25 protein-coding genes are annotated in these 25,296 nt (G+C 69.6%); 10 read left to right on the top strand and 15 right to left on the bottom strand.

Features of this window, described 5'->3' with window-relative positions; genetic code table 11:
* Positions 1-18: 18 nt before the first annotated feature.
* Complete coding sequence (locus AC1RL8_RS29795; protein ID WP_492686846.1) at positions 19-951, bottom strand: AraC family transcriptional regulator; 933 nt, start codon at positions 949-951, stop codon at positions 19-21.
* An 11-nt stretch (positions 952-962) separates the two neighbouring features.
* Positions 963-1,865, bottom strand: coding sequence for a LysR substrate-binding domain-containing protein (locus tag AC1RL8_RS29790; RefSeq protein ID WP_492686847.1), 903 nt, complete (start codon positions 1,863-1,865; stop codon positions 963-965).
* A 184-nt stretch (positions 1,866-2,049) separates the two neighbouring features.
* Here AC1RL8_RS29790 and AC1RL8_RS29785 point away from each other — a divergent pair, with 184 nt between their 5' ends.
* The 3 genes from AC1RL8_RS29785 to AC1RL8_RS29775 are packed head-to-tail and all read left to right on the top strand — an operon-like array spanning position 2,050 to position 4,968.
* Positions 2,050-3,249: an acyl-CoA dehydrogenase gene (locus AC1RL8_RS29785; RefSeq protein ID WP_492686848.1), complete on the top strand. Its 1,200-nt coding sequence runs from the start codon at positions 2,050-2,052 to the stop codon at positions 3,247-3,249.
* Between the two features lie 8 nt (positions 3,250-3,257).
* Positions 3,258-4,496, top strand: coding sequence for a CaiB/BaiF CoA transferase family protein (locus AC1RL8_RS29780; RefSeq protein ID WP_492683189.1), 1,239 nt, complete (start codon positions 3,258-3,260; stop codon positions 4,494-4,496).
* Positions 4,497-4,509: 13 nt separating this feature from the next.
* Positions 4,510-4,968 (top strand): VOC family protein, encoded by a 459-nt coding sequence (locus AC1RL8_RS29775; RefSeq protein WP_492686849.1) that lies wholly within the window; start codon positions 4,510-4,512, stop codon positions 4,966-4,968.
* On the opposite strand, the gene AC1RL8_RS29770 is transcribed toward AC1RL8_RS29775, so the two are convergent.
* Positions 4,965-5,423, bottom strand: coding sequence for a CopD family protein (locus AC1RL8_RS29770; RefSeq protein ID WP_492686850.1), 459 nt, complete (start codon positions 5,421-5,423; stop codon positions 4,965-4,967). The genes AC1RL8_RS29775 and AC1RL8_RS29770 overlap by 4 nt on opposite strands.
* Positions 5,424-5,479: 56 nt before the next feature.
* Positions 5,480-6,463, bottom strand: coding sequence for a LysR family transcriptional regulator (locus AC1RL8_RS29765; protein WP_492686851.1), 984 nt, complete (start codon positions 6,461-6,463; stop codon positions 5,480-5,482).
* A 112-nt stretch (positions 6,464-6,575) separates the two neighbouring features.
* On the opposite strand from AC1RL8_RS29765, the gene AC1RL8_RS29760 reads away from it, so the two are divergent.
* The 6 genes from AC1RL8_RS29760 to AC1RL8_RS29735 all read left to right on the top strand — a co-directional run bounded on the left by AC1RL8_RS29760 (position 6,576) and on the right by AC1RL8_RS29735 (position 13,186).
* The gene (locus tag AC1RL8_RS29760; RefSeq protein WP_492686852.1) at positions 6,576-7,925 is read left to right on the top strand and encodes a DUF3100 domain-containing protein; all 1,350 of its coding nucleotides are present in this window, start codon (positions 6,576-6,578) and stop codon (positions 7,923-7,925) included.
* A 25-nt stretch (positions 7,926-7,950) separates the two neighbouring features.
* Positions 7,951-9,120 (top strand): M20 aminoacylase family protein, encoded by a 1,170-nt coding sequence (locus tag AC1RL8_RS29755; RefSeq protein WP_492686853.1) that lies wholly within the window; start codon positions 7,951-7,953, stop codon positions 9,118-9,120.
* A 4-nt stretch (positions 9,121-9,124) separates the two neighbouring features.
* Positions 9,125-10,510, top strand: coding sequence for an L-serine ammonia-lyase (locus AC1RL8_RS29750; protein WP_492686880.1), 1,386 nt, complete (start codon positions 9,125-9,127; stop codon positions 10,508-10,510).
* A 115-nt stretch (positions 10,511-10,625) separates the two neighbouring features.
* Positions 10,626-11,735, top strand: a complete 1,110-nt coding sequence (locus AC1RL8_RS29745; RefSeq protein WP_492686854.1) for a serine hydrolase domain-containing protein — start codon at positions 10,626-10,628, stop codon at positions 11,733-11,735.
* Between the two features lie 25 nt (positions 11,736-11,760).
* Positions 11,761-12,591, top strand: a complete 831-nt coding sequence (locus AC1RL8_RS29740) for an isocitrate lyase/PEP mutase family protein (protein WP_095743102.1) — start codon at positions 11,761-11,763, stop codon at positions 12,589-12,591.
* A 10-nt stretch (positions 12,592-12,601) separates the two neighbouring features.
* Positions 12,602-13,186 (top strand): uracil-DNA glycosylase family protein, encoded by a 585-nt coding sequence (locus AC1RL8_RS29735; RefSeq protein ID WP_492686855.1) that lies wholly within the window; start codon positions 12,602-12,604, stop codon positions 13,184-13,186.
* 140 nt (positions 13,187-13,326) lie between these two features.
* On the opposite strand, the gene AC1RL8_RS29730 is transcribed toward AC1RL8_RS29735, so the two are convergent.
* Both AC1RL8_RS29730 and AC1RL8_RS29725 read right to left on the bottom strand, forming a co-directional pair.
* Entirely contained in the window at positions 13,327-14,994 is a 1,668-nt protein-coding gene (locus AC1RL8_RS29730) for a hypothetical protein (RefSeq protein WP_492686856.1), read from the bottom strand.
* Positions 14,995-15,058: 64 nt separating this feature from the next.
* Positions 15,059-15,253 carry a YjiS-like domain-containing protein gene (locus AC1RL8_RS29725; protein WP_492686857.1) on the bottom strand — a complete coding sequence of 65 codons (195 nt, stop codon included), beginning with the start codon at positions 15,251-15,253 and terminating at the stop codon, positions 15,059-15,061.
* Positions 15,254-15,343: 90 nt separating this feature from the next.
* On the opposite strand from AC1RL8_RS29725, the gene AC1RL8_RS29720 reads away from it, so the two are divergent.
* Positions 15,344-16,234 carry a LysR family transcriptional regulator gene (locus tag AC1RL8_RS29720; protein ID WP_070061367.1) on the top strand — a complete coding sequence of 297 codons (891 nt, stop codon included), beginning with the start codon at positions 15,344-15,346 and terminating at the stop codon, positions 16,232-16,234.
* Positions 16,235-16,240: 6 nt separating this feature from the next.
* On the opposite strand, the gene AC1RL8_RS29715 is transcribed toward AC1RL8_RS29720, so the two are convergent.
* The 9 genes from AC1RL8_RS29715 to urtC all read right to left on the bottom strand — a co-directional run bounded on the left by AC1RL8_RS29715 (position 16,241) and on the right by urtC (position 25,293).
* A complete protein-coding gene (locus AC1RL8_RS29715) occupies positions 16,241-16,894 on the bottom strand; it encodes an ANTAR domain-containing response regulator (RefSeq protein WP_095948498.1) in 654 nt (217 codons plus the stop codon).
* 69 nt (positions 16,895-16,963) lie between these two features.
* On the bottom strand, positions 16,964-18,118 hold the full coding sequence (locus tag AC1RL8_RS29710; RefSeq protein WP_062470403.1) for a transporter substrate-binding domain-containing protein: 1,155 nt from the start codon (positions 18,116-18,118) through the stop codon (positions 16,964-16,966).
* A gap of 66 nt (positions 18,119-18,184) precedes the next feature.
* Positions 18,185-19,819 (bottom strand): nitric oxide reductase activation protein NorD, encoded by a 1,635-nt coding sequence (locus AC1RL8_RS29705; protein WP_492686858.1) that lies wholly within the window; start codon positions 19,817-19,819, stop codon positions 18,185-18,187.
* Positions 19,816-20,634 (bottom strand): CbbQ/NirQ/NorQ/GpvN family protein, encoded by an 819-nt coding sequence (locus tag AC1RL8_RS29700; protein WP_492686859.1) that lies wholly within the window; start codon positions 20,632-20,634, stop codon positions 19,816-19,818. Before AC1RL8_RS29700 ends, AC1RL8_RS29705 begins: the two co-directional genes overlap by 4 nt.
* Positions 20,631-21,641: an alpha/beta fold hydrolase gene (locus AC1RL8_RS29695; protein WP_492686860.1), complete on the bottom strand. Its 1,011-nt coding sequence runs from the start codon at positions 21,639-21,641 to the stop codon at positions 20,631-20,633. Before AC1RL8_RS29695 ends, AC1RL8_RS29700 begins: the two co-directional genes overlap by 4 nt.
* 11 nt (positions 21,642-21,652) lie before the next feature.
* Positions 21,653-22,690, bottom strand: coding sequence for an aliphatic amidase (locus AC1RL8_RS29690; RefSeq protein WP_119556141.1), 1,038 nt, complete (start codon positions 22,688-22,690; stop codon positions 21,653-21,655).
* A gap of 43 nt (positions 22,691-22,733) precedes the next feature.
* Complete coding sequence (gene urtE, locus AC1RL8_RS29685) at positions 22,734-23,423, bottom strand: urea ABC transporter ATP-binding subunit UrtE (RefSeq protein ID WP_492686861.1); 690 nt, start codon at positions 23,421-23,423, stop codon at positions 22,734-22,736.
* A 17-nt stretch (positions 23,424-23,440) separates the two neighbouring features.
* Complete coding sequence (urtD, locus tag AC1RL8_RS29680) at positions 23,441-24,223, bottom strand: urea ABC transporter ATP-binding protein UrtD (RefSeq protein WP_070061447.1); 783 nt, start codon at positions 24,221-24,223, stop codon at positions 23,441-23,443.
* Between the two features lie 14 nt (positions 24,224-24,237).
* Positions 24,238-25,293, bottom strand: coding sequence for an urea ABC transporter permease subunit UrtC (gene urtC / locus AC1RL8_RS29675; protein WP_492686862.1), 1,056 nt, complete (start codon positions 25,291-25,293; stop codon positions 24,238-24,240).
* Between the last annotated feature and the right edge of the window lie 3 nt (positions 25,294-25,296).

The raw sequence follows: 25,296 nt of genomic DNA, 5'->3' as shown, positions 1-25,296 counted from the left end.
GTTGCCAGCCCGCGCCTTTCAGAGCGACGCGATCGGAATGCAGATGTCGCATTCGAACGCACTCGTCTTCTCGTCGAAGGCCATGTCGGGCGCGTAGTACTCGAACGCGGGCCGGCTGTCGAACTGGAAGCCGCTCGCGGGCAGCCAGTCGCGCATGAGGCGCGTCCATGCGTCGTTGATCTCTTCGGGCAGGCCCTGGAACCGCAGCGCGGCATAGCGTCCGCCCGGCAGCACCGTCTTCTGGAAGCCGCCATCGGGCACGAAATCGTCGGGCACTTCCACGCAGGCGTCGTAGCGCGAGTGCTCGGGCGCGGTGATGCTCGGGTCGTCGTGGCTGATGCCGTAGCGCGCACGCGACCACAGCTTGTGCGCGCCGATCCAGGGCGCGGCCTTCTCGGCCCAGAACGCGCCCACCGGCGCGCCGAACGGGCCGGTGTAGCGCAGGTAGGCGATGGTGACGGGAGAGCGGGTGATCAGTTGGACATTCACGGGTGGCTCCTGATGATGCGCGGCGTTGCGCGTTGGAGATCCATTCTTCGCGAAGCCATGCAGGGCGATCTGATCAGGATTGCTATTGCGTGACGGGTCGTCGCAGGGCAAAGACCAGTCGTGCGATGCACGCCACGCGCTGGGCGTGCTGCCGAAATGCGCGCGGAACGCGCGGGTGAACGCCTCACCCGAACCGAAGCCCACCGACACCGCCGCTTCGAGCACCGACAGGCGCGGCTGTGTCGCGAGCCGCAGCGCGCCCACTTCCACGCGGCGGCGCCGGATGTAGTCGCCCAGCGTCTCGCCGGCCCACGCCGCGAAGAGGCGATGGAAGTGGTACGCCGAGAAATGCGCCACGTCGGCCAGCGCCGCGAGATCGAGTGCCTCGTCCAGGTGGTCGTCGATGTGCGTCAGCACCTTGTGCATGCGCCATTCGTACTCGGAGCGGCTGTCGTGCGGCATGGCGCGCATTCTCAACCTTGGCGGGCCTGCGCGAGCAACCAATCACTGAACAACTTCAACAACGGCCGCTGATCCGCCCGCTCCGGCGTCACCAGGTAGTAATTGCGCTCGCCCGACAAGGGCCGCGGGCAGGCCACCACCAGTTCGCCGCGCGCCAGCTCGTCGGCCACCAGCATGGTCGGCATCAGCGCCACGCCCAGGCCGTGCGAGGCCGCCGCGGCGAGGATCGAGAACAGCTCGTAGCGCGGGCCGCCACGTGCGGTGGGCGCGTCGACCTGCTGCGCGTCGAACCACTGGCGCCAGCCGTCGGGGCGCGTGCTCTGCTGCAGCAGCGGCATCTGTGCGATGGCTTCGGGCGATACGGCCTTGCCGTGGGGCAGCAATGAAGGGCTGCACACGGGCACCACGTCTTCATGCATGAGCAGCAGCGCGCGCGTGCCGGCCCAGTTCTCGACCTGCGCGGGTGTGCCGGCGTACAGCGCGGCGTCGAATTCCGCGTCGGCGAAGAGGAAGGGGCGGGTGCGCGTCTCGATGTGCACCACCACGTCGGGCTGCAGCGCCGCAAAACCGCGCAGGCGCGGCACCAGCCAGCGCGTGGCGAAGGTGGGCACCGCGGCCAGCGACAGCGAGCCGCCTTCGCCCTGGTGCGCCATGGCGTCGAGCGTGTCGCGCTCCATGGCCTCCAGGCGGCGGGCGATCTGGCGCGCGTAGGCGGCGCCGCTGGCCGTGAGCGCCACGCCGTGCCGCGTGCGGCGAAACAGCGCCACGCCCAGGAAGGCCTCGAGCGCCCCGACCTGGCGCGACACCGCGCTCTGCGTGAGCGCCAGTTCCTGCGCGGCGCGCGTGTAGCTCTCGTGGCGCGCGGCGGCGTCGAAGCACACGAGGGTCTGCAGGGGCGGGATCTTGCGGCGCATGTATGCCGGGAGTGTATGACTGGCGGATTGGTTTCACCAGTAAATCAACAAGATGTATCTCTCAAGATGTGCGTTGGACGCATATCTGGGTGAGGATTCATCGTTTGCGCCGGGCCTCCTGCGTGGCTACGATCGACCGCATTCCCCTTCTTTTGTTTCTTCTTCCTTTTCCGGAGACATCCACATGGCCGCCAAAGCGCAATTCCACTGGGACGACCCCCTTCTTCTCGACCAGCAGCTGACCGACGAAGAACGCATGATCCGCGACGCGGCCAACGCCTACTGCCAGGAGCGCCTGGCGCCCCGCGTCATCGAAGGCTTCCGCACCGGCGAAACCGACCCCGCGATCTTTCGCGAAATGGGCGCGCTCGGCCTGCTCGGCCCGACGATCCCCGAGCAGTACGGCGGCCCCGGCCTGAACTACGTGGCCTACGGCCTGATCGCCCGCGAAGTCGAGCGCGTCGACTCGGGCTACCGCTCGATGGCCAGCGTGCAGAGCTCGCTGGTGATGGTGCCAATCTTCGAATTCGGCACCGAAGCGCAGAAGCAGAAGTTCCTGCCCAAGCTCGCCACCGGCGAATGGATCGGCTGCTTCGGCCTGACCGAGCCCGACCACGGCTCCGACCCCGGCAGCATGGCCACGCGCGCCAAGAAGGTGCCGGGCGGCTACTCGCTCAGCGGTTCGAAGATGTGGATCAGCAACTCGCCCATCGCCGACGTGTTCGTCGTGTGGGCCAAGGAAGTCAGCGAAACCGGCACGGTCGGCCCGATCCGCGGCTTCGTGCTCGAAAAGGGCATGAAGGGCCTGACGGCCCCCGCCATCCACGGCAAGGTCGGCCTGCGCGCCAGCATCACCGGCGAAATCGTCATGGACGGCGTGTTCTGCCCTGAAGAAAACGCCTTCCCCGAAGTGCAAGGCCTCAAGGGCCCGTTCACCTGCCTGAACAGCGCCCGCTACGGCATCTCGTGGGGCGCCATCGGTGCCGCCGAAGACTGCTGGCACCGTGCCCGCCAGTACACGCTGGACCGCAAGCAGTTCGGCCGCCCGCTCGCCGCCAACCAGCTCATCCAGAAGAAGCTGGCCGACATGCAGACCGAGATCACGCTGGGCCTGCAAGGCAGCCTGCGCCTGGGCCGCATGAAGGACGAAGGCATCGCCGCGGTGGAAATCACCTCGATCATGAAGCGCAACAACTGCGGCAAGTCGCTGGACATCGCCCGCATGGCGCGCGACATGATGGGCGGCAACGGCATCAGCGACGAGTTCGGCGTGGCCCGCCACCTGGTGAACCTGGAAGTGGTCAACACCTACGAAGGCACGCACGACATCCACGCGCTCATCCTGGGCCGCGCCATCACCGGCATCGCCGCTTTCGCGAACTGATCAGACGCATGAGCACCAAGCCCGCAGCACTCGACGGCATCAAGGTCCTCGATCTGTCCCGCGTGCTCGCGGGCCCGTGGTGCACGCAGATCCTCGCGGACCTGGGCGCCGATGTCGTCAAGATCGAACGCCCCGGCGTCGGCGACGACACGCGCACCTGGGGCCCGCCCTTCGTGAAGGACGCGAACGGCCACGACACCGACCAGGCCAGCTACTTCACCTCCTGCAACCGCAACAAGCGTTCGGTCACCATCGACATGGCCACGCCCGAAGGGCAGGCGCTGCTGCAGCAGATGGCGGCGCAGGCCGACATCGTGGTCGAGAACTTCAAGACCGGCGGCCTCAAGCAGTACGGCCTCGACCAGGAAAGCCTGCGCGCGGCCAACCCGCGCCTCATCTACTGCAGCGTGACCGGCTTCGGCCATGACGGCCCCTACGCCGAGCGCGCGGGCTACGACCTGATGATCCAGGCCATGACCGGCATGATGAGCATCACCGGCCGACCCGACGGCGAACCCGGCGGCGGCCCGCTGCGCGTGGGCGTGGCGCTCACCGACCTCTTCACCGGCGTGTACGCCAGCACCGCCATCCTCGCGGCGCTGCAGGTACGTGACCGCACCGGCGAAGGCCAGCACATCGACATGGCGCTGCTCGACGTGGGCATGGCCATCCTCGCCAACCAGGCGAGCGCCTTCCTCAACACCGGCAAGGCGCCGGGCCGCCAGGGCAACACGCACCCGAGCCTCGCGCCTTACCAGGACTTTCCGACGCAGGACGGCGCGATGCTGCTGGCCATCGGCAACAACGGCCAGTTCGCGCGCTTCTGCGAAGCCGCCGGCCACGCCGAATGGGCCGCCGACGAGCGCTTTGCGACCAACACGCTGCGCGTGAAGCACCGCGGCGTGCTGATCCCGATGATGGAAGAACTCACGCGCACCCGCACCACCGCCGACTGGGTCGCGCTGCTCGAAGACAAGGCCGTGCCCTGCGGCCCCATCAACGACATCGCGCAGGCCTTCGACGACGCGCAGGTCCAGGCGCGCGGCTTGGCCGTCACGCTGCCGCGCGATGCGGGCGACGGCATCGCCAGCATCACCGGCGTGGCGAGCCCGCTGCGCCTCACGGCCACGCCCCCCGTGCTGCGCCGCGCACCGCCCGCGCTCGGGCAGCACACGCAAGAGGTGCTGGCCGAGATGGGCGTCGACGCCTCGCGCTTCGAGGCATTGCGCGCGGCCGGGGTGGTCTGACACACTGGCGGGCATGACGCGCCCGCCTGCTTCGCCTCCTGTTGCTTCCGCAGCCGATGCGGCCCCGTTCGCGGTGCTGCGCATCGACCACGTCGTGCTGCGCGTGCGCGACGCCGCGCGGTCCATGGCCTTCTACTGCGACGTGCTCGGCTGCACGCTCGAGAAGCGCCGCGACGACCTCGGCCTCGTGCACCTGCGCGCCGGCAGCAGCCTCATCGACCTCGTCACGCACGACGGCAAGCTCGGCAGCCAGGGCGGCGCGTTGGCCGGGCGCGAAGGCCGCAATGTCGATCACCTCTGCCTGCGCATCGAGCCTTTCGACGAAGCGGCGATCCGTGCGCGCATGGCGCGGCACGGTGTGCCGGTGCACGGCGAGGTGCAGAACAACTTCGGGGCCGAGGGCAACGGGCCTTCGATCTATCTCGAAGATCCCGATGGCAATGGCGTAGAGCTGAAGGGCCCTGCGGCCTAAGCGCCGCGCCCCATCACCGCCACCGCGAACACCACCACGCCCAGCGCGAGGTTCAGCGTCACCAGCTGGCGCACGGTGTTCAGCCGCGCGGCTGCCACGGGCCAGGCGCTGTCGTCCACCGCGCGGCGCAGGGCGCGGAACACCGAGGCGCGGATGTAGACGTAGATCGCCGCCATCACGAGCGCGATGCCCATCATGGCCTCGACGCGCCAGTGCACGGCGCGAAAGCCGCCGGTCGCGAGGATCATCGCGAAGCCGCTCACGAACAGCAGCGTGACCGACGCGTCCACCCCGATGAAGAAACGCCGCAGCGTCGCGGCCATCATGCGCAGGCGCAGCGGCGGCTCCAGCGTGGCGACGGCGGCGGGGCGCACGGCGAAGTGCATGACGGCCATGCCGCCGACCCAGAAGGCGGCGCACAGCAGGTGGACGAAGAGGGGAGCGAGGTAGGACATGGGCTCCGATCAGAACACCGAACCGGCCGCGCACGCAACGCAAGCCCCCATGCCCTTCAACCCGTCGCGCCGCGCCCGCGCGTGCTCGCGCGGGGCTTGCCGGTGCCGGTGCCCGTGCCCGCGATCGAATCGGCATAGCGCTTCATGTCCGCCACCACCTGCCGCAGCAGCGCCGCCGCGGCCGGCGGCAGCAGGCGGCCGTGCCGTGACACGATGTGCGAGCGCCCCTGCGACAGCAGCGGGTTCTTCATCGGCAGCTCGACCAGCGACGGGTGGTCGGCATTGGGCGTGAGCGAGATGCGCGTGCCCAGCGTGTAGCCCAGGCCCGCCGACACGAAGTGGCCCAGCGCGCTGAACGAGGTGGTGGTCAGCAGCGCGGGCAGTCGCACGCCCTCGCTGATCTCGGCCGCCTCGATGTGCTGGCGCACGCCGAAATTGCGATGCAGCGTGGCGCCGGGGTAGGGCAGCAGGTCGGCCAGCTTCAGCGGGCGCCCGAGCTGCGCGAGCGGGTGCGAGGCCAGCACCATGGCCTGGATCGGCTGCGCATGCGACTGGTGCGAGGTGAGCCGCTCGTCCTTCGGCGGCTGGAACAGCATGCCGATGTGGGCGCGTTCCTCGATCACGCGGCGCACGATCTCGTCGGTGCTGGCCACGTCCAGGTTCACCGTGATCTTCGGGTGGCTGGCCATGAAGATGCGCAGGCTGTGCCGCATGAGCCAGTCGACATAGCCTTCGCCGGCCACGATGTCGATGTGGCCGCTCTCGATCTTGCGGATGCTGTCCATCTGCGCCAGCAGGTGCTGCTTCTGCCCCTGCTGCCTTCGCACATAGCCGGCCAGCAGCTGGCCTGCGTCGGTGGGCACCACGCCGCGTCCGTGGCGCTCCAGCAGCGGCAGGCCGCACTCGGTCTCCAGGATGCCGATGGCGCGGCTCACGGCCGACGGGTCCATGTCGAGCACGTCGGCCGCGCCGCGCACCGAGCCGCTGTCGAGCACCTGCATGAAGTAGCGCACCCGGCGGGTGTCGAGCTTGTCGTCCATGGCGGTCGTCTCCGAGTGTTGCATTCAATGCAACGAATATCCTTATTTGCGGTCATTGATGCAAGAGGCTCGCCGCCCGAAACTCGCCGGCACCCCTCGAAAACGCCCACCCATGACCTCCGCTGCCTCCACGATTGCAGCCGTAGCGCCTTCCAGCGCCGCCGGCAAATTCAAGCTCCTCGTCGTCACCCTGGTCCTCGTGGCCGTGGCCGAACTCATTGGCCCGACGCAGTTCAGCGTCGGCCCCGGCAAGGTGGTGCTGCTGCCGATGCTGTGGGCGCTGCTCATGGCCGCCGCCTGGGGCATCGCGCACCGGCGCGTGCCGGGCGTGGTGCGCGTGGCCACGGCGCAGCAGTCGCTGGCCGGTGGCCTGCTCAACGCGGGCCTGCTGCTGTTCGTGGTGAAGCTGGGCCTCACGGTCGGCGCCGCGCTGCCGCAGGTGAAGCAGGCCGGCTGGGCGCTGCTGTTCCAGGAGTTCGGCCATGCGCTGGGCACCCTGGCATTGGGCCTGCCGCTGGCGCTGCTGCTGGGCATCAAGCGCGAGGCCGTGGGCGCCACCTTCTCGGTGGGCCGCGAGGGCAATCTCGTGATCATTGGCGAGAAGTACGGCATGGCCTCGCCCGAAGGCCGCGGCGTGCTGGCCGAGTACATCACCGGCACCGTGCTGGGCGCGCTGTTCATCGCGGTGCTGGCGGGCTTCATCGCCAGCCTGCACATCTTCGACCCGCGCTCGCTGGCCATGGGCGCCGGCGTGGGCTCGGGCAGCCTGATGGCGGCGGCGCTGGGCGCCATCGCCGCGCAGAGCCCGCCCGAGATGCTGCCGCAGCTCACGGCGATTGCCGCCGCATCGAATCTGCTGACCACCGTGGCCGGCTTCTACTTCACGCTGTTCCTGTCGCTGCCGCTGTGCTCGTGGCTCTACGGCAAGCTGGAGCCGGTGCTGGGCCGCTTCTCGAAGCATGGCGCGCAACAGGGTGCCGCGGTGGACGCGGGCGCGAACGTCTCGAGCGCCGACGTGGCCCACGCCGCGCCGACCTCGCTGCGCGACACGCTGCTGGCCTGGCTGGTGGTGGGCGGCGGCGTGCTCATCGGCAATGCCGTGACCTACAAGGTGCCGGTGCTGGTGTCGCTCGAAGGCGTGCTCGCTGTGGTGGCGATTGCCGGCGCCGTCGAAGCCATCAAGCGCTTCGTGCCGCGCCTGCCGATGGTGCTGGTGCTCTCGGTGGTGGCCACCGTGGTCGGCATCCCGGGCCTGTTTCCGTTCTCCGACGCGCTGATCGCGATCACCGCCAAGCTCCACTTCCTGGCCTTCACCACGCCGGTGCTGGCGCTGGCCGGCTTCTCGGTCGCCAAGGACCTGCCCGTGTTCCGCCGCCTCGGCTGGCGCATCGTGGTGGTGTCGCTCACCGCGACGGCCGGCACCTTCCTCGGCGCCACCTTCATCGCCGAGTTCTTCCACTGATTTCATCCCACGAGAGATACACGCCATGTACCGCGACCCCGAGATTGCCGAAGACACCCGTGCCCGCATGCTCAGCTGGCGCCGCGACATCCACGCCAACCCCGAGACCGCCTTCGAGGAACACCGCACCGCCAACGTGGTGGCCAACGCGCTGATGCTCATGGGCCTGCCCGTGCACCGCGGCCTGGCCGGCACCGGCGTGGTCGGCACGCTGAAGAACGGCGACGGCCCCAGCATCGCGCTGCGCGCCGACCTCGACGCGCTCAACATGCAGGAGCTGGGCACACAGGCGCATGCCTCGAAGTGCGCCGGCAAGATGCACGCCTGCGGCCACGACGGCCACACCGCGATGCTGCTGGGCGCGGCCGAGCACCTGTCGCGCCACAAGCCTTTCCAGGGCACGGTGCACTTCGTGTTCCAGCCCGCCGAGGAAAACGAAGGCGGCGGCCGCGTGATGGTGGAAGAGGGCCTGTTCGAGCAGTTTCCGGCCGACGCCGTCTACGGCATGCACAACTTTCCGAGCCTGCCGCGCGGGCGCTTCGCGATCCGCAAGGGCACCATGACGGCCTTTCTCGACACCTTCGAGATCGTCATCACCGGCAAGGGCGCCCACGGCGCCATGCCCGAGAACGGCATCGACTCGGTGGTGATCTCGGCCCAGCTCATCAACGCGCTGCAGACCATCGTGAGCCGGCGCACCGGCGCCACCGACGCGGCCGTGGTCAGTGTCACGCAGATCCACGGCGGCGACACCTGGAACGTCATTCCCGAAACCGTGGTGCTGCGCGGCACCGTGCGCACGCTCGACGCCGCCATCCAGGACAAGACCCAGGCGGCGATGCAGCAGATCTGCGACGGCGTGGCCGCCACGCACGGCGCCAAGGTGGCGCTGGAGTACCGCCGCGGCTACCCCGGCGTGGTCAACACGCCGGCCGAGACCGACGCGGCCATCGCGGCGGCGGCCAGCCTGGTCGACATCGAGCAGGTGCACACCGACATCCCGCCCGCCATGGGCTCGGAAGACTTCGCCTTCATGCTGCAGAAGCGCCCCGGCGCCTACATCGGCATCGGCGCGGGCGAGGGCCCGAACGACCCGAACGTGCACAACCCGTACTACGACTTCAACGACAACATCCTGCCTCTCGGTGCGGCCTACTGGGTGGCGCTGGTCAAACAGCAGCTTCCGGTCGCATGATGCGCTGATGCTCTCCGCCTTCGACATCTTCAAGATCGGCATCGGGCCGTCCAGTTCGCACACCGTCGGACCGATGCGCGCGGCGCTGCTGTTCGCGCAATCGCTCGAACGGCGCGGCCTGCTCGCGCAGGTGGCGCGCCTGCACGTCGACCTGTTCGGCTCGCTCGGCGCCACCGGCCACGGCCACGCGACCGACCAGGGCGTGATCCTCGGGCTCTTCGGCGACGCGCCCGACACCGTGCGGCCCGAGACCGTGCAGCCGCGCCTTGACGCGCTGCGCCGCACCGGCCAGCTGAGCCTGCTGGGCACAACGCCCATCGCCTTCGACCGCGTGCGCGACATCGCCTTTCGCGGCGAAGAGTCGCTGCCCGAGCACCCGAACGCGATGCGCTTCACCGCCTTCGCGGCCGACGGCGCCGTGCTCGCCGAAGGCACCTACTTCTCGGTCGGCGGCGGCTTCGTCGTCGAGGGCGGGCAGGCCGTGGCGCAAACGGCAGCGACCGCAGCGGCCGTGCCGCATCCCTTCACGACCGGCGACGAACTCATGGCGCAGTGCCGCGCGCACGGCATCTCCGTGGCCACGCTGGTGCTGCGCAACGAATGCGTGTGGCGGCCCGAGGCCGAGGTGCGCGCGGGCCTGCTGCGCATCTGGGGCGTGATGCAGCAGTGCGTGCAGCGCGGCTTCGGCATCGACAACCCGCTGGCCGCGCAGGCGCTGCCCGGCCCGCTGCGCATGCGCCGCCGCGCGCCCGAGCTGCACCGCGAGCTGCTGGCGCAGGCCGGCGCCGCCGATCCGCTCGCGGCCATGGACTGGGTCAACGCCTTCGCGATGGCGGTGAACGAGGAGAACGCGGCCGGCGGCCGTGTCGTCACCGCGCCCACCAACGGCGCGGCCGGCGTGGTGCCCGCCGTGATGCACTACTACCAGCGCTTCGTGCCGCAGGCCAGCGACGAGGGCATCGTCGACTTCCTGCTCACCGCCGCGGCCATCGGCATGCTCTACAAGACCAACGCCTCCATCTCGGGCGCCGAGGTCGGCTGCCAGGGCGAGGTCGGCGTGGCCTGCTCGATGGCGGCCGGCGCGCTCGCCGCCGTGCTCGGCGCTACGCCCGCGCAGGTCGAGAACGCGGCCGAGATCGGCATGGAACACAACCTGGGCCTGACCTGCGACCCGGTCGGCGGCATGGTGCAGATTCCCTGCGTGGAGCGCAACGCGATGGGCGCCGTGAAGGCCATCAACGCCTCGCGCATGGCGCTGCGCGGCGACGGCAGCCACTACGTCTCGCTCGACGCCGTGATCCGCACCATGAAGCAGACCGGCGAGGACATGAAGGCCACGTACAAGGAGACCTCGCTGGGGGGGCTTGCGGTGAACGTGGTGGAGTGCTGAGGCAGCAAGGCTGGCGTCGCTGCGTCAGAATGCGAGGCTCGTCGCGCCGGGCCCCGCAGCCCCCAGGTTCCCACGTCGTTTCCAAGGCGCACGACTTTCAGGAGTCGAGATGCCCATGGCCGGTCTTCCGCGCAGTTTCTTGCCCGGCGTGTTGCGCACCGCGCTGTCTGCCGTGCTGCTGCTGTGCGCCGCGCACGCCGTGCCCGCGGCCGGTGTGTTCCCCGCCGCGCAGTGGGCCACCCCGAGCGTGGCTGAACCGAGCCACTGGTCCGAAGCGAAGCTCAAGGTGGCCGATGCGTTTGCCGCATCGATCAAGTCCGACGCCTACCTCGTGATCGACAAGGGCGTGCTCGTGCATGCCTACGGCGACATCGACAAGCCGATGAACCTGGCCTCGGTGCGCAAGAGCGTGCAGAGCGTGCTCTACGGCATTCACGTCGGCCGCGGCGAGATCGACCTGGACCAGACGCTGGGCCAGCTCGGCATCAGCGACAAGGACGGGCTCAGCGACACCGAACGCACGGCCACCGTGCGGCAGCTGCTGCAGCTGCGCTCGGGTGTCTACCATCCGGCCGCCTACGAGACCGCCCAGGCCAAGGCCGAGCGACCGGCCCGGGGCAGCCATGCGCCGGGCGAGTTCTGGTACTACAACAACTGGGACGCCAACGTGCTGGGCACCATCTTCGAACGCCGCACCGGACGCAGCGTCTTCGAGGCGCTGAAGACCGACCTGGCCGAACCGCTGCAGTTCCAGGATTTCCGCTATCCGCAGGACACCGAGTCCCGGCTCGAACGCAGCTCCGAGCACCCGGCCCAGGTGATGCATCTGTCGGCGCGCGACCTGGCCCGCATCGGCCTGCTGATGGCGCGCGACGGCATGTGGCACGACAAGCGCATCGTCCCGGCCGGCTGGGTGACCGAAAGCACCACCTCGTACACGACCGTCGGACCCGGCTGGAGCGGCTATGGCTATCTGTGGTGGGTGCCGCTCAAGGGCTTCCCGTTCTGGCAGCGCGGGCCCAATCAGCTGCTCCTGGCCGTGGGTGCCGGCGGCCAGTTCATGATGGTCGATCGCAAGCGCGACCTCGTCGTGGTGCACCGTGTCGACAACAGCAAGGGCTGGTTCCAACGCAGCGAGGTCCGCACCGACCAGTTCGCCGTGCTCGCGGCACACATCCTCGCGGCTGCACCGGTGGCCTCACCTGCGGCCGCCACCCCTCCCTGAACCCCAAAGGAAAGATGAGGCTCTCATGACCCGCTCCATCGCGCAGAAGCGCGCAGACTTTCGCGCGCTCCACACCCAAGGCTGCTTCGTCATTCCCAACCCCTGGGACACCGGCAGCGCGCGCTACCTCGAAGGCCTGGGCTACCAGGCGCTGGCCACCACCAGCTCGGGCTTCGCGTGGTCGCAGGGCCATGCCGACGGCGCCCTGTCGCGCGACCAGATCCTCGCGCACCTGCGTGAACTTGTGGCCGCCACCGACCTGCCGGTGAACGCCGACTTCGAGAACGGCTTCGCCGCCGACGCGCAGGGCGTGGCCGAGAGCGTGCGCCTCGCGGTCGAGACCGGCGTGGCGGGCCTGTCGATCGAGGATTCGACCGGCAACCCCGACGATCCGCTGTTCCCCATCGACGTCGCGGTCGAGCGCCTGCGCGCCGCGCGCCGGGCCATCGACGCAGCGGGTGGCGACACGCTGCTCGTGGGCCGCGCCGAGAACTTCTTTGCCAACCGCCCCGACCTGGACGACGCCATCGCGCGCCTGCGTGCGTACGCCGAGGCCGGCGCCGACTGCCTCTACGCGCCCGGCATCAAGACGCGCGAGCAGATCGCCGCCGTGGTGGCCGCCGTCGCGCCAAAGCCGGTCAACCTGCTGGTCGGCGCGACCAGCGAGCTCACGATGGCGGACATTGCCGCGCTCGGCGTGCGCCGCGTCAGCGTGGGCGGCGGCATGGCGCGCGCGGCCTGGGGCGGCTTCATCCGCGCCGCGCGCACGCTGGCCGAGCAAGGCCGCTTCGACGGCTTTGCCGATGCCACGCCGGGCACCGAGCTGAACGCCTTCTTCCGCCCGTTCGCCGACTAGCCTCAGCATCGTGGATGCGCTGCTCGCCGAAATCCGCGCCTGCCGCGCATGCGAGGCGCACCTGCCGCTCGGGCCGCGCCCGATCGTGCAGGCCAGTGCGAGCGCGCGGCTGCTGATCGTCGGGCAGGCACCCAGCCTCACGGTGCACCAGACCGGCGTGGCGTGGAACGACAAGAGCGGCGACCAGCTGCGCCGCTGGCTCGGCATCGACCGCGAGCTGTTCTACGACGCTGCGCGCATCGCGATCGTGCCCATGGGTTACTGCTACCCGGGCCGGGGCAAAAGCGGCGACCTGCCGCCGCGCAAGGAGTGCGCGCCGCTGTGGCACGACCGCCTGCTGGCGCAGATGCCGCACATCGCGCTGACGCTGCTCATCGGCCAGTACGCGCAGCGCCACTTCCTCGGCAAGGCCGCGCGCGGCGGCGTGACGGAAACCGTCGAGGCCTTTGCGGACTACGCGCCGCGCTTCGTCCCGCTGCCGCATCCGTCGCCGCGCAACACCGCGTGGTTCCAGCACCACCCGTGGTTCGAGCGCGACGTGCTGCCGGTGCTGCGCGAGCGGGTGCAGCAGGCGCTCAGCGCGCCTTTTTCCTAGTGTGGTGTCCCGCAAATATCTGCGCATGAAATCGCGCCTTTCACGCCAGGGCGGCGTTGCAAATCCTCGCGATACCTACGGGTATCGCTGCGGTTTGCGCCTTGCCCTGACGCGAAACGCATCGATTTCATTTTGCGCAGCTATTTGCGGGACACCACACGAGGTGCCGACGGCCGCCTCGGCGGCTTCGCCTCCAGCACCAGCTCGGCCGGCAACGCATCGTTCCACGACTCGGTGAAGTAGGCGCGGTCGCTCGGCACCAGCTGCGGAAGCACTTCGCGCAACAGGCCCAGCGAGTGCTCGGCCGCCTTCAGGTCGCCCGCATGCGCCGCGTACCACGCGTGCTCGAACAGCAGGCTGCCCTGCTGCAACCCGGGGTAGCGGCGTCGCCCCGCCTGGTGGTCGGCCAGCCGCGCCTGCGCCACGTCGACCCAGCGCGCGGGCCAGTTCGCGGTGTCGAAGGCGTCGGCGAGCGGGCCCGCGAGCTTCGACATCGCGGCCGGGTCGAGCGGCTTCTGTGCGCGGAACTGCGCCAGCGTGGGCTGCGTCTCTGGCTTGCAGTGGCCGCGCGCGATGCGCATCAGGTAGATCGCGTTCCATGCCGAGCGGCCTTGGCCGTCGGTGTGGCCGCACAGCCATTCGCTGAAGGCGATCCATTGCACCGCGCGGCGCGTGGTGTCGGCCCGGTGGCCGTCGTGCGCGAGCGCCGGCAGGTCGCCCAGGCCCACGCGGTCGAACAGCCACGCGGCCATGCCCATGTTGGCCGCCACGTGCTGCGCGGCGTCGAAGGAGTGCGACTCGAAGGCCGCCGCCAGCGCCTCGCCGAAGCGCTGCAGCGACTCTTCGGCGAGCGCGGCGGCGGCCGGGCGGTCGTCGGCGGCCAGCGCGAGGGCGCGCGAGCGGCAGGCCAGCGCCCACAGGTTGCACCACTCGAAGCGCACGTCGGGGTGGTGGCGCAGCACCAGCGCGCGCGCCGGGTCTTGCGCCATGCCGCCCAGCAGCGATTGCGCCAACGGCAGGTCGCGCGCGGTGTAGGCGCACCAGGCCGAGACGATGCACTCCATCGCGCCCAGGTAGTCGTTGCCCGCCACGTGGTGCGCAAGCCGCTGCTTCTTGAGCGCCTGCAGCCGGCGGCGCGCCTGCTCGTTGTCGCCGAGCCGGCGCCACAGCATGGCCTCGTTGAGCGTGACCAGCGCGCGCTGGAAGTCGCTCGCGGCCAGCGTGCCGGCCAGGCGGATGGCTTCGAGCGCGCTGCCGCCGGTCCCGCCCGCCACCGGCGACATCAGCCGGCCCTGTCGCGCGGCCTGCTGCGAGGCGACCAGCTGCTTCCAGAAGGCGGCGTCCTGCAGGTGCACGGCGTCGGGCGGCGTGATCGCGCCGGCGGCCTGCGCCTTGCGGGCGCGCAGGCCGAGGAACGAGGCCACCTCGGCGGCGGTCGCCGGGCGGTTGTCCACGAGCAGGCGCAGGCGTTTGGCCTGCGCGGCCGGCAGCCAGAACGGGCCCTGGCTGCGCCTTTCGGCGTTGAGAAAACGCGGCTCGCGCTGCAGGTCTTCGCCCCAGCCGACCTCCAGGCCCCAGGCCTTGAAGTCGCGGAACGCGCGGCTCACGACCATGCGCAGCGTGCTGGCGTCGGACACCTCGCCGCGCAGGTCGGCCAGCCGCACGACACCGCTGCCGCCGCCGTGGGCATGGGCGTGCTGCATGCGCACCAGCAGCCACAGCGACTGGAAGGCCGCGCGCCGTCCGTCGACGGACTGCGGCGAGGTGAGTTCGATGGAAAGAAAGGCAGGGGAGGCGGTGGAGGGCACGCCCCGGATTGAACCTCAAATTGCCCGCGGCTTCCTGAAGAAACCGCAGGCGAGGTCCAGCGGGTCAGTAGCGGCTGCGGTCGACCAGCTCGGGCACTTCGCTGCGGCCGATGCCCAGGTCGCGCAGGTCGTGGTCGCTCATGCCGGCCAGCAGCAGCACGTCGTCGCGGGCGCGGCGGCGTGTCACGGCGCGGCGGCGCCAGTTGTGCAGGGCGTGCAGCAGGCGTTGATGAAAAGACGGTGGCTTCGTCGCGGTCACGGTGGGCTCCTGGTAGGGGAGCGCTCATCTTCCGGCGGCGCGTGCTATTGTGGAAGTTGAGATTTCTGACACCTTCAATCAGTATTCCTGATGCGACAGCTCAACCTCGACCAACTGCGCACCCTCATCGCCATCGCCGACCTGGGCACCTTCTCGGCGGCGGCGCAGGCGCTGCACCTGGCGCAGCCCACCGTGAGCCTGCACATCAGCGAGCTCGAATCGCGCCTGGGCGCGCAGCTGGTGGTGCGCGGCAACCGCCGCGTCACGCCCACCGCGGCCGGCGCGGCGCTGGTCGAGCGCGGGCGCAAGCTGCTGCGCGACACCGACGAGGCGGTGGAGGCCGTCAAGCGCCAGGCCGAGGGCCGCACGGGCCGCGTGCGGCTGGGCACCTCCACCGGCGTGGTGGTCGACCTGCTGCCGCAGGTGCTCGAGGCACTGGGCGTGGGCCATGCGGGCATCGACGTCGAGGTCAGCATCCTCGGCTCGGCCGAGGCGATGGCGCGGCTGGCGGCGGGCACGCTCGACATCGGCCTGGTGGCGATGCCGCAGCCGCTGCAGCGCGAGCTGGTGGTCACGCCGTGGCGCACGCAGCCCATGATGGCCTTCGTGCCGCCGCGCTGGAAGGCGCCCAAGCGCGCCACGCCGGCCTGGCTGGCGACGCAGCCGCTGATCTTCAACGACGCGACCACGCACATGTACCGGCTGTCGATGGAGTGGTTTGCCGCGGCCGGCTTTGCGCCGCGCGCGCGCATCGAACTCAACTACGACGCCGCGATCCGCAGCCTGGTGGCGGCGGGTTATGGCGCGGCGCTGCTGCCGCTGCAGCAGACCACCGACGCGGCGCTCAACGAGCGCATGCAGATCGTGCCTGTCACGCCCAAGCTCACGCGCCGCCTGGGCATCGCGCACCGCCCGCACGCCACGCTCGACGGCGCCACGCAGAGCGTGCTGAAGGTGCTGACGGCGTTCCGCCAGCTCTGAGTGCCGTCAGCCCGGCCCGGGCTTGGGGCCGCGCGTGCCCAGCGAGAGGATCTCGTTGGCGTTGACGATGGCCGCGGCAATGTCTTCCATGGTGGTGCGCTTGCTCATGGCCTGTTCGCGGATCAGGTCGTGGGCCTGGCCTTCGGACACGTCGTGCGTCTTCATGAGGATGCTCTTGGCCTCGGCCAGCTGGCGCACGCCGAGCAGCTTGGCTTCGGTCTTGCGCAGGCGCCGCGCGAGCGAGCGGCTTTCCTTGTGGGCTTCGCGCGCGACCACCAGCGCCGACAGCAGGCCGAACGAGCGCACCGGCGACGGCAGCACGGCCTTGGCGCGGATTTCGAGCACGGCCTCGACGATGGTCGGGTTCTCGTAGGTCACGACGGCGATGACGGCGGGGGCGTCCTCGCTCTGGGTCCATTCGAAGCGCAGGTTGATGAAGTCGGGCTGCACGGCCATGAAGGCCACGTCGATGCCCTCGGGCAGGTGCTGCACGGGCGGCCAGAAGGCCTGCACCTGGCAGCCGATGCGCTGCAGTTGCTGGGTGAGCTGCCGGCCGTCTGCGTCGTCGGGGTGGATCACCGCGATCTTCAGCAGCCGCAGCTCCTTGAGCTGCGGTGGCGTCACCCGCAGGGTGTGTCGCTTGGGGGCTGTGCTGTCCACGGTCAGGGCTTTCGCGGGACGCGCCTTGAAGCCTCGCCGGCAACGGGAAGAAAGCAGCGCGACCTCATCCTAGAGCTCCAGCGCATCGAGCCGTGCCGTCCAGTCGCCCAGCGAGTGGGTGACGAGGTACGGGTCCGGGTACACCGGGCGCGTCGCCTGGCGCACGATGGTGAACTGTCCGTGCGCGTCGACGCGGCCGATGCGCGGGTACAGGCAGGTGTGGTGGTTGGTCGGGTCGATCTTCACGCGGCCCTGCGGCGCATCGAATTCGCTGCCCAGGATGTGCGGCAGGATCTCCGCGATGCCGTCGGTGCCCGCCTGCCGGAAGGCGTTGGCGAAGATGTGCATCTGGAAGTACGAGGCCTCCCAGCACAGGTTGGGCACGCAGCCGTCGCCGAAGCGCGCGCGCAGACGCGCCAGGCAGCGCTGGTTGGCGGGCGAATCGATCGACTGGAAATACGGCGCCGCCGTGAAGTGGCCCGTGGCCACGCCGGGGCCCATCTGCGAGATCTCGGCCTCCGAGGTGGTGAGGCTTGAGATGGGCATCGTCTTCGGGTCGAAGCCGGCCTCGGCATAGGCGCGGTACAGGCTCGCGGTGGAATCACCCACCACCGTCGAGAAGATGAAGTCGGGCCGCTTGTCGCGGATGTCGTCCATGATCGCGCGGTAGTCCTTCTCGGTGGCGTCCAGCGCCACGTAGCGCTCGCCGAGCTTTTCGCTGCCGGGGCGCTGCATCACCAGCTCGCCCATGATGCGGTTCGACTCGTAGGGGTAGATGTAGTCGGAGCCGATCAGGTACACGCGCGCACCGAAGTTCGTGGTCATGAACTCGGCCAGCTGCACGCTGTTCTGGTTGGGCGCCGCGCCGGTGTAGATCACGTTGCCCGAGTACTCGAAGCCTTCGTACAGCGTGGGGTAGAACAGCAGCTTGTTCCACTTCTCGATCACCGGGATCACGGCCTTGCGGCTGCTCGACATGTAGCAGCCGAAGAGCACGTTCACGCGGTCCTGCACGATCAGCCGCTCGGCCAGCTGGGCGTAGCGCACGGGGTTCGATTGCGGGTCGTAGCGCACGGCCACGAGCTCGCGGCCGTCGACGCCGCCGGCCGCGTTGATCTCCTCGATGGCCAGCAGCGCGCCCTGCAGCTGCGACAGGCCGATGGTCGAGGTGACGCCGGTCTCGGAATACAGAATGCCGACGCGAAGAGGGTCCCTGTCAGCCACTGGGGTGTCTCCTGGATGTGTGGGCCCTCATTGTGTGCTCCTCCCTGGCTTTCTTCATTCCGTCGGTCAATGGGCGGCGGCCAGCCGCGTGCTCATGCGGGCCAGCCGTGCGGGCAGGCTGCGCGCGTCGTCGGCGATGCAATAGTTGCGCCAGCCGAAGATGCGCCGCACGTACGCATCGGCCGCGCCGTCCACCGCGATGCAGGCGCTGCGCACGCCGGCATCGCGCGCCTCGGCCACGGCCTGGCGGGCGTCTTCGATCAGGTACTTCGGGTCGTGCACGTCGATGTCCGACGGCGCGCCGTCGGTCACCAGCAGGATCGCGCGCGGCCCGGCCGGCTCGGCCTGCAGGTGCGAGGCCGCATGGCGCAGCGCGGCGCCCATGCGCGTCGAGTAGCGCCCGCGCACCGCGCCGATCATGGCGCGAGAGGGCGCGGCCAGCGGCTGGCCGAACTCGAGCAGGCGGTAGTAGTACACCTCGGCGCGCGTGTTCGACGAGAAGCCGTGGATGGCGAGCCGGTCGATGCCGCGTGCGTTCGAGGCGGCGAGCAGCAGCGCAGCCTGCTTCTCCAGATCGAGCAGCGACACGGCGCCATCGCCGTGGCCCGCGTCGTTGGCCGACTCCGACAGGTCGAGCAGCACCAGCACGCTCGAGGGGCGCGGTCCCTTGCCGGGGCGCATGAACAGCCGCGCATCGGGCCGCAGGCGCAGGCGGCGATCGACCAGCACCTCGATGGCCGCGTTCAGGTCGATGTCGTCGCCTTCCCACTGCCGGCGCAGGCGGTGCGTGCGGTCGAGGTGGCGTGCGCGGGGCAGGGCGAGCGGCACGATGCGCTCATGGCCCGCCGCTCCCGAAGTGCCCGCCGCACCCAGGCCCTGCCACGCGGGCAGCTTCTCGATCACCGTGCACCAGTCGGGGCGCAGGCGCTCCTGCGTGCGGTCCCATTCGGGGTAGGTGTAGCGGCCGAGTTCCATGTCGGCGATGCCTTCGGGCGGCGCGTCGCTGCCTTCGTTCGGTGCATCGGAAGGTGGCGGTGGCCGCACGCCCGTCTGCTGCAGCGCGATGGCCTCGTCGGGCGGCGTCTCGGCCTCGCCGAAATCCCACAGGTAGCTGTTGTCGTCGCGCCAGGGCGCGGGCACGGCGTAGTCCTGCGGCTCGAAGCGCACACGCATCTGGCCCAGGTCGTTGGCGAGGATCGAGGCGACGGCGCGGAAGGCGTCGTAGTCTTCCAGCCCCGCGCGCGAGACCGTCTCGTCGAACAGGCGGCGCGCCTTGTTCACCCAGTGGTTGTCGTCCTGCGCATTGGCGCGCAGCAGCACGCGGTCCATGCGCGCGACCAGCGCGGCAAAGCGCAGGTCGAGCGGATCGGGCGCGGGCGGCAGCGCGGCGACGAACCAGCCGTGCAGGCCGGGAAAGTCGCGGCACAGCAGCCGCTCGACGCGCGCATCTTCAAGGGCCGAGACCACCGCGATGCCCATCGGCTTGAGCGTGCGCGCCGGCCGCGCAGGCGTCGAGTGGCGCAGGTGCGCGACCGCATGCGCCACCATCGCGCGGTGCAGGCGCACGGCCTCGTCGCCCTCGGGCAGCAGCAGCCGGCGCCCCGTGAGCACCGCCCGTGCGCCGGCCAGCGGCTGCACGTCGACATCGACGCCGGCCAGCCCGCGCGCCAGCAGCGAGAGGGCGCCGTGCCGGTCGTTCATCCGAACTGCGCCTCGACAAAGCCTTGCAGCGCGCTCGCCATGTCGGGGTCGTCGGTGAGGGCGCGCGTCATCGTCATGTCGCAGCTGTCGCGCGGCGACACGCCGTCGCGGATCAGCACGCCCGCGTAGATCAGCATGCGCGTCGACACGCCCTCGTCGAGCCCGCGGTGCTTGAGCTCGCGCGAGCAGTGCGCAATGGCCACCAGCTTCGCGGCGAGCGCGGGGTCGACACCGGCCTCGTGCGCAACGATCTCCGCTTCGAGCGCGCCGTCGGGGTAGTCGAACTCCAGCGCCGCGAAGCGCTGGCGCGTCGAGGGTTTCATGTCCTTCGCGCTGCTCTGGTAGCCGGGGTTGTACGACACCACCAGCTGGAAGTCGGGGTGCGCGTGCACCAGCTCGCCCTTCTTGTCCAGCGGCAGGATGCGGCGCGCGTCGGTCAGCGGGTGGATCACCACCGTGGTGTCCTGCCGCGCCTCCACCACCTCGTCGAGGTAGCAGATGCCGCCGTGGCGCACTGCGAGCGTCAGCGGCCCGTCGTGCCAGGCCGTGCCGTTCGCGTCGAGCAGGTAGCGGCCCACGAGGTCCGACGCCGTCATGTCCTCGTTGCAGGCGAGCGTGACCAGCGGCCGCCCGAGCGACCACGCCATGTGCTCCACGAAGCGCGTCTTGCCGCAGCCCGTCGGCCCTTTCAGGATCAGCGGCATGCGGTGGCGGTACGCGTGCCGGTACAGCGCCACCTCGTGGCCCGCGGGCCGGTAGAAGGGCTCGGTCTCGATGCGGTAGGCGGCGAGCGGATCGTGCACGGGAGCGTTCATGGCGTGGCGAGCAGTTCCTGCAGGGCGTTGTCGATGAAGCGGGTGTCGACCGGGCTGCTGCCGCCGCCCGCGAAGTGGCCCCACACGCCGGGGATCGGGCGGCACTCGGCATTCGGCATGTGCGACACCTCCCACGCGTTGTCGGCCACGGGAAAGTACAGGTCGCGCTCGGCCGGCATCACGATCGCGCGCGCCTGGATGGCGCCCAGCGCCTTCTTGAAGTCGCCCTTGAACACCGGGTTGTCGCTGATGTCGCCGTGCTGCCACGACCACAGCATCGCCAGCAGGTTGTTGGCGTCCTTCTTCAGGAAGAAGCCTTCCCAGTAGCCGACCAGGAAATCTTCGAGCGAGCTGAAGCCCAGCTCGCGCCACAGCTCTTGCATGTAGAAGGGTTGCGACAGGCCCCAGCCCGCGTACACGCGCCCCACCGCGCGCAGCCCGCGCGTCGGCGGCGTGGTGTACCAGCCGCCGTTCCACGCGGCATCGGCCGTGAGCGCGGCCTTCACGCCTTCGAGGAACACGATGTTGTGCGGCGCCGTCTTCGCCGAACCGCAGAAGGGCGCGATGCGCTTCACCATCTCGGGGTACAGGCACCCCCACTGGTTGGTCTGCTGCGCGCCCATCGACCAGCCCACCACCAGCGCGAGCTGTTCGATGCCGAACTGCTCGGTCACCAGCCGGTGCTGCAGCGTCACGTTGTCGTAGAGCGTGACGTTCGGAAAGCGCACCAGGTTGTAGGGCTCGGGCGTGTTGCTCGGCGAGGACGAGAGGCCGTTGCCCAGCATGTTGGGCACGATGATGAAGTACTTCGCCGGGTCCAGCGCCATGCCGGGGCCGATGAGCCACTCGTTGTCGTAGTGCTGGCCCGAGTACCAGGTCGGATAGACGATGGCGTTGCTCTTCTGTGCGTTGAGCGTGCCGTAGGTCTTGTAGGCGAGCTTCGCGCCGCGCAGGGTGGCCCCCCGCTGCAGCGCGACATCGCCGAGTTCGAAGATGTCGTGGTCCATGGGGCGGCGCTTCAGCGGTGCTTGGCCGGTTCGTTCGGAATGCCCTCGATCGGGCACTCGGGCGTGCCGACCGTGCTGCGCGTGAACGACTCCACCATCTCGCGCGTGCCCTCGGGGTCGTTGATCCACTGCGTGTAGAAGTTGTAGGGGCAGGCCGCCACGCCCTTGTCGCCGTCGCCCGAGTTGATGGTGCCGGTGTAGCCGCGGTGCACCAGCTTGAACAGGTGGTTCTGCGACTGGCCGTTCTTGCGCGCGTCGCGGATCAGGCCCATCGACAGCTCGGCGTAGTTGATGCCCATCTCTTCCTCGCCGCATTCGCCGAGCGTGCGGCCGTCGAAGCCGATGAGCGCCGAGTGGCCGAAGTACGAGTACACGCCGTCGAAGCCGGCCGCGTTGGCCACCGCCACGTAGGTGTTGTTCATGAACGCCATGGCCTTGGAGACCATGATCTGCTGCTCCTTGGCCGGGTACATGTAGCCCTGGCAGCGGATGATGAGCTCGGCGCCGCGCATCGCGCAGTCGCGCCAGATCTCGGGGTAGTTGCCGTCGTCGCAGATGATCAGGCTCATCTTCATGCCCTTGGGGCCTTCGCTCACGTAGGTGCAGTCGCCCGGGTACCAGCCCTCGATGGGCACCCACGGCATGATCTTGCGGTACTTCTGGACGATCTCGCCCTGGTTGTTCATGAGGATCAGCGTGTTGTAGGGCGCCTTGTTCGGGTGCTCCTCGTGGCGCTCGCCGGTGAGCGAGAACACGCCCCACACGTTGGCGCGCCGGCACGCGTCCGCGAAGATCGCGGTCTCCTCGCCGGGGATGGCCGAGGCGGTGTCGTACATCTCCTTGGCGTCGTACATGATCCCGTGCGTGGAGTACTCGGGAAAGATCACCAGGTCCATGCCCGGCAGGCCTTTCTTCATGCCGACCAGCATCTCGCCGATCTTGCGTGCGTTGTCCAGCACCTCGGCCTTGGTGTGCAGGCGGGGCATCTTGTAGTTGACGACCGCGACGCCGACGCAATCGTTGCTGCTCGAAATATCACCATGTCTCATGACGCTGCTCCTGAAGGGGTGGTTGAAGAAAAAGAGGAAGGGCTCACACGGTCAGGAAGGACCTGACCTTGTCCTGGTCGAGCGTGGCCCGCGCTTCGTCGTGCACGATGCGGCCGCGGTCGATGACGAGAAAGCGGTCGGCCAGGTCGAGCGCGAAGCTCAGCACCTGCTCCGACACCACGACGGCGAAGCCGCGTTCGGCGCGCAGCACGTTCAGCGTCTGCGCGATCTCCTTGATGATCGAAGGCTGGATGCCCTCGGTGGGTTCGTCGAGGATCAGCACCTTCGGCTCCGAGATGAGCGCGCGCGCAATCGCCAGCATCTGCTGCTGGCCGCCCGAGAGATTGCCGGCCTTGCGCTGCTTCATGTCCCGGAGCACGGGGAAGAAGGTGTAGAGGTAGTCGGGCACCGTGCGATGACCCGACTTCGCGGCACCGGCGAGGATGTTCTGCTCCACCGTGAGGAACGGGAACACCATGCGCCCCTGCGGCACGAAGGCCAGGCCCTGCGCCACGCGCTGGTAGCTGGGCAGCGTCGTGAGCTCGGTGCCGCCCAGGCGGATGTGGCCGCCGCGCGCGGGCAAGAGGCCGATGAGCGACTTCAGCAGCGTGGTCTTGCCCATGCCGTTGCGGCCCATGATAGCGACCGCCTCGTCGGGCGCGACGCGCAGCGACACATCGCGGATGACGTGCGATTCGCCATACGCCACGTTGAGATCGGAGACTTCGAGCATGTGGATATCTCCTTTTCTCAATGGCCGAGGTACACGTCGATCACGCGCGGGTCGGCCTGCACCTCGGCCGCCGTGCCTTCGCTCAGCAACTTGCCCTGGTGCAGCACCGTGACGCGGTGCGCGATGCGCTTGACGAAGTCCATGTCGTGCTCGATCACGACCACCGACTTGCCGGCCGAGATGCGCCGCAGCAGGTCACCGGTCTGCTCGCGCTCGCGCGGGCTCATGCCGGCCACGGGCTCGTCGAGCAGCAGCAGCTCGGGCTCCTGCATGAGCAGCATCCCGATCTCGAGCCACTGCTTCTGCCCGTGGCTGAGCTGCCCGGCGCGGTGGCCCAGGCGATCGGCCAGGAAGACCTGCTCGGCCATCGCATCGATGCGCGCACGCACGGCGGGCGTGCGGCGAAAGGTCAGCGACTGCAGCAGGCCGTGCATGCGCGGCAGCGAGATCTCGAAGTTCTCCAGCACCGTGAGGTCTTCGTAGACCGAGGGCGTCTGGAACTTGCGGCCCACGCCGGCGCGCACGATCTCGTACTCGTTCAGGCGCCCGAGGTCCTGGCCGTTGAACAGCACGCGGCCCGCGCTGGGCTTGGTCTTGCCGCACACCATGTCCAGCAGCGTGGTCTTGCCGGCGCCGTTCGGGCCGATGATCACGCGCAGCTCGTTGCGCTCGACCGAGAGGCTCAGCCCGTCCACGGCCTTGAAGCCGTCGAAGGACACGGTGAGGTCCTCGATGCGCAGGATCTGCTCGCTCGACGGCGGCACCGCCGAAGCGGCCTGCGGCAGCCCGCCGTTGGGCATCGTCATCGTGGCGTTCATGGCGCCACCTCCGTGGCAGTACGCCGACGCATGAGCTTCTCGCCCAGGCCCGCGAGCCCGTTCGGCATCGCCCACACCACGAGGATGAACACCGCGCCCAGCACGTACAGCCAGCCTTCGGGAAAGGTCTCCGACAGGTACGACTTGAGAAAGCCGATGAGCAGCGCGCCGATCACCGCGCCCGGAATCGACAGCCGCCCGCCGACCGCCGCGTAGATCACCATCTCGACCGAGGCCACGACGCCGATCACGCCCGGTGCGATGAGCCCCACCTGCAGGCTGTAGAACGCCCCGCCGATGGCCGACAAGACGGCGGCCACCGCGAACACGAAGGCCTTCATGTGCGCCGTGTTGTAGCCGCTGAAGCGCACGCGGTCTTCCTTGTCGCGGATGGCGATCAGCAGCTTGCCGAAGCGGCTGCGCACGATGGCGAGCGACACCATCATCACGAGCGCAATGGCCGCCACCTCGACGAAGTACATCGTGCGCCTGGCCTCGTCGGTCGCGATGTCCCAGCCCAGCAGCGTGCGGAAATCGGTGATGCCGTTGGCGCCGCCGGTGTCGCCCTGCTGGCCGACCACCACCACCGTGAGCGTGAGCGCCAGCGACAGCGTGACGATCGCGAAGTACACGCCGCTCACGCGCCGCTTGAAGATCGCGTACGAGAACACATAGGCCAGCACGGCGGGCACGACGAGGATGCCCACCACCGTCCAGCCCAGCGAGTGGAAGGGCTGCCACCACGCGGGCAGCTGCTCGACGCTGCTCCACACCATGAAGTCCGGCAGCTCGGGCGCCGAGGCCTCGAGCTTGAGGAACATCGCCATCATGTAGCCGCCCAGGCCGAAGAACATGCCCTGGCCCAGGCTCAGCACGCCGCCGTAGCCCCAGGTGAGCACCACGCCCACCGCGACGAACGCGAAGGCCAGGTACTTGCTCACGAGGTTCAGGCGGAACGGGTCGAGCGTGAGCGGCAGCACCACCGCCAGCAGCACCAGCACCGCGAGCAGGGCGCTGATGTCGCGCTTGCGTTGAGGAGAAAGACCGTGCATGCC

The sequence above is a fragment of the Variovorax sp. GW822-FHT04E09 genome, assembly GCF_058800845.1.
The sequence above is the reverse complement of the archived record's forward strand: the minus strand, read 5'-3'. Positions and strand labels throughout refer to the sequence as shown.

Bases quoted from the DNA above. Each gene is read 5' to 3' on its own strand.
- urtD (WP_070061447.1), bottom strand. From the start codon at position 24,223: ATGCCCAACGGCGGGCTGCCGCAGGCCGCTTCGGCGGTGCCGCCGTCG.
- AC1RL8_RS29765 (WP_492686851.1), bottom strand. From the start codon at position 6,463: ATGGACGACAAGCTCGACACCCGCCGGGTGCGCTACTTCATGCAGGTG.
- AC1RL8_RS29695 (WP_492686860.1), bottom strand. From the start codon at position 21,641: ATGGACCACGACATCTTCGAACTCGGCGATGTCGCGCTGCAGCGGGGG.
- AC1RL8_RS29740 (WP_095743102.1), top strand. From the start codon at position 11,761: ATGACCCGCTCCATCGCGCAGAAGCGCGCAGACTTTCGCGCGCTCCAC.
- AC1RL8_RS29785 (WP_492686848.1), top strand. From the start codon at position 2,050: ATGGCCGCCAAAGCGCAATTCCACTGGGACGACCCCCTTCTTCTCGAC.
- AC1RL8_RS29745 (WP_492686854.1), top strand. From the start codon at position 10,626: ATGGCCGGTCTTCCGCGCAGTTTCTTGCCCGGCGTGTTGCGCACCGCG.
- AC1RL8_RS29770 (WP_492686850.1), bottom strand. From the start codon at position 5,423: ATGTCCTACCTCGCTCCCCTCTTCGTCCACCTGCTGTGCGCCGCCTTC.
- urtC (WP_492686862.1), bottom strand. From the start codon at position 25,293: ATGCACGGTCTTTCTCCTCAACGCAAGCGCGACATCAGCGCCCTGCTC.
- AC1RL8_RS29755 (WP_492686853.1), top strand. From the start codon at position 7,951: ATGTACCGCGACCCCGAGATTGCCGAAGACACCCGTGCCCGCATGCTC.
- AC1RL8_RS29775 (WP_492686849.1), top strand. From the start codon at position 4,510: ATGACGCGCCCGCCTGCTTCGCCTCCTGTTGCTTCCGCAGCCGATGCG.
- AC1RL8_RS29700 (WP_492686859.1), bottom strand. From the start codon at position 20,634: ATGAACGCTCCCGTGCACGATCCGCTCGCCGCCTACCGCATCGAGACC.
- AC1RL8_RS29795 (WP_492686846.1), bottom strand. From the start codon at position 951: ATGCCGCACGACAGCCGCTCCGAGTACGAATGGCGCATGCACAAGGTG.
- urtE (WP_492686861.1), bottom strand. From the start codon at position 23,423: ATGCTCGAAGTCTCCGATCTCAACGTGGCGTATGGCGAATCGCACGTC.
- AC1RL8_RS29760 (WP_492686852.1), top strand. From the start codon at position 6,576: ATGACCTCCGCTGCCTCCACGATTGCAGCCGTAGCGCCTTCCAGCGCC.
- AC1RL8_RS29690 (WP_119556141.1), bottom strand. From the start codon at position 22,690: ATGAGACATGGTGATATTTCGAGCAGCAACGATTGCGTCGGCGTCGCG.
- AC1RL8_RS29705 (WP_492686858.1), bottom strand. From the start codon at position 19,819: ATGAACGACCGGCACGGCGCCCTCTCGCTGCTGGCGCGCGGGCTGGCC.
- AC1RL8_RS29780 (WP_492683189.1), top strand. From the start codon at position 3,258: ATGAGCACCAAGCCCGCAGCACTCGACGGCATCAAGGTCCTCGATCTG.
- AC1RL8_RS29790 (WP_492686847.1), bottom strand. From the start codon at position 1,865: ATGCGCCGCAAGATCCCGCCCCTGCAGACCCTCGTGTGCTTCGACGCC.
- AC1RL8_RS29720 (WP_070061367.1), top strand. From the start codon at position 15,344: ATGCGACAGCTCAACCTCGACCAACTGCGCACCCTCATCGCCATCGCC.